Below are 2545 nucleotides of genomic sequence, written 5' to 3' on the forward strand. Positions count from 1 at the left end.
ATGTGGTGCGGTGGTCGGCGGATGGTGTGCTGGAGTTCGTGGGGCGTGCTGATGCTCAGGTGAAGGTGCGGGGTTTCCGTGTCGAGCCGGGTGAGATCGAGGCGGTGCTGGCGGAGCACGTGTCGGTCGTGCAGAGCGCGGTCGTGGTGCGTGAGGACACTCCGGGTGACAAGCGGCTCACCGCGTACGTCGTGGCCGCGGTGGCGGACTTCGACGCTGCCGTTCTGCGTCGGCACGTGGCGGACCGGCTGCCGGACTACATGGTGCCGTCGGCGTTCGTCGTGCTGGACGGTCTGCCGTTGACGCCCAACGGGAAGCTGGACCGGCAGGCGCTGCCGGCTCCCGAATACACCACGGATGCGTCGGGACGGGCACCGCGAACACCGCAGGAGGAAACCCTGTGCGGTCTGTTCGCCGAGGTCCTGGGTGTGGAGTCGGTGTCGATCGACGACAGCTTCTTCGACCTCGGCGGGCATTCGCTGTTGGCGACGCGGCTGGTGAGCCGGATCCGGTCCGTTCTCGGGGTGGAGGTGAGCATCCGGTCGTTGTTCGAGGCTCCGACGGTGGCGGGGTTGGTGGATCGGCTCGGTGAGGGTGGTCGGGTCCGGGAGCGGCTCGGGCGACGGGTGCGGCCGGAGGTTCTTCCGGTGTCGTTCGCGCAGCGGCGTCTGTGGTTCCTGGGTCAGCTCGAGGGTGTCTCGGCGACGTACAACATCCCGCTCGTGCTGCGTCTGACGGGTGCGCTGGATGTGGAGGCGTTCGGGGCTGCGCTGGGGGACGTGGCGGGTCGGCACGAGAGTCTGCGGACGGTGTTTCCGCAGGTGGACGGGGAGCCGCGGCAGGAGATCCGGCAGGGCGCCGGGGGTGTTCCCGAGGTGGTTGTGGAGGCCGTGTCGGCTGGTGACGTTGCCGCGGTGGTGATGGAGGTGACGGGTGCCGGGTTCGATCTGGAGCGGGACCTGCCGTGGCGGGTGCGTCTGCTGGAGGTCACCGACGTCCCTGGTGAGTGGGTGCTCGTGATGGTGGTCCACCACATCGCAGCGGACGGCTCGTCCATGGCGCCGTTGGCGAGGGATCTTTCGCAGGCGTACGCGGCTCGCTGTCAGGGGCGTGCTCCGGAGTGGCGGCCGCTTGATGTGCAGTACGTGGACTACACGCTGTGGCAGCGCGAGGCCCTCGGCAGCGAGGACGACCCGGACAGCGTGATCGCCGCCCAGATCGCCTACTGGAAGCAGGCCCTGGCCGAGGTGCCCCAGCAACTGGAGCTCCCAGTCGACCATCCGCGCCCCGCGATCGCGTCACACAAGGGCGCTTCAGTGGACGTGCACGTACCAGCCGAAGTGCATGACCGGCTGGTGGATCTGTCCCGCTCCTGCGGCGCGAGTGTGTTCATGACCGTCCAGGCGGCGCTGGCGGTCCTGCTGTCGAAGATGGGCGCCGGGCAGGACATCCCGATCGGTACCCCCGTCGCGGGCCGTACCGACGATGCCCTCGACGACCTCGTCGGGTTCTTCGTGAACACGCTGGTCCTGCGGACCGACCTGTCGGGCGACCCGACGTTCCGGGACGTTGTCGAACGGGTCCGGGAAGCAGACCTGGCCGCGTTCGCCCACCAGGACGTGCCGTTCGAGCGGCTCGTGGAGATCCTCAACCCGACCCGTTCGATGGCCCGCCATCCCCTCTTCCAAGTGATGCTCACGGTCCAGAGCGTCGCTGATCCGGAGCTTGCGCTGTCTGGCCTGAGCGTGCGGACCGAACAGGTTCACGGCTCAGCGGCGAGATTCGACCTGTCGCTGAGCCTGGGGGAGACCCACGGCGTCGACGGGAGTCCCGCGGGTCTCGAGGGACAGCTGGACTACCGGACGGATCTGTTCGCGGAGACCACCGTCCGGAGTCTTGCCGGTCGCCTGATACACGTACTGCGAGCGGTCGTTAGCGAACCCGCCCTGCGTGTGAGCGAGATCGAACTGCTGGAGCCCGACGAACGCGAGCAGATCCTGACCGGGTGGAACGGGGCTGTGACCGAGGTTCCGGACGCGCCGTTGTCGGAGCTCATCGAGGCGCAGGTGGTGCGGACTCCGGAGGCGCCGGCTGTGGTCAGCGGCGGAGTCGAGCTGAGCTACGCGGAACTGAACGCCCGCGCGAATCGTCTGGCCCGTCACCTGGTGGCATGCGGCGCGGGTCCGGAGCGCCTGGTAGCGGTGGCGCTGCCGAGGTCGGTGGACCTCGTCGTGGCTCTGCTCGCGGTGCTGAAGAGTGGTTCGGGTTATGTGCCGGTGGACCCGGAGTACCCGCCGGACCGGATCGCGTACATGCTCGCGGACGCCGAACCCGTTCTGGTCCTGGCGGAAGCGGCGACCGTGGATTCGCTGCCCCAGAACAGCACCGCACGGCACCTTCTCCTCGATGATCCCGAAGTCCGCCACGCCGTGGCCGGCCAGGACAGCGGAGACCTGTGCGACGGTGATCGGTTGTCTTCGGTGTTGGCTGCGCATCCGGCGTATGTGATTTATACGTCGGGTTCGACGGGTCGGCCGAAGGGTGT

At 68.4% G+C, this 2545-nt stretch carries 1 protein-coding gene; it reads left to right on the forward strand.

What is annotated here, in order from left to right:
- Positions 1 to 146 precede the first annotated feature (146 nt).
- Positions 147 to 2545 (forward strand): condensation domain-containing protein (locus ACZ3KP_RS40905; protein WP_467506216.1); only part of this gene is annotated, 2399 nt, incomplete at its 3' end.

It is taken from the genome of Streptomyces sp. NPDC020958, assembly GCF_055562175.1.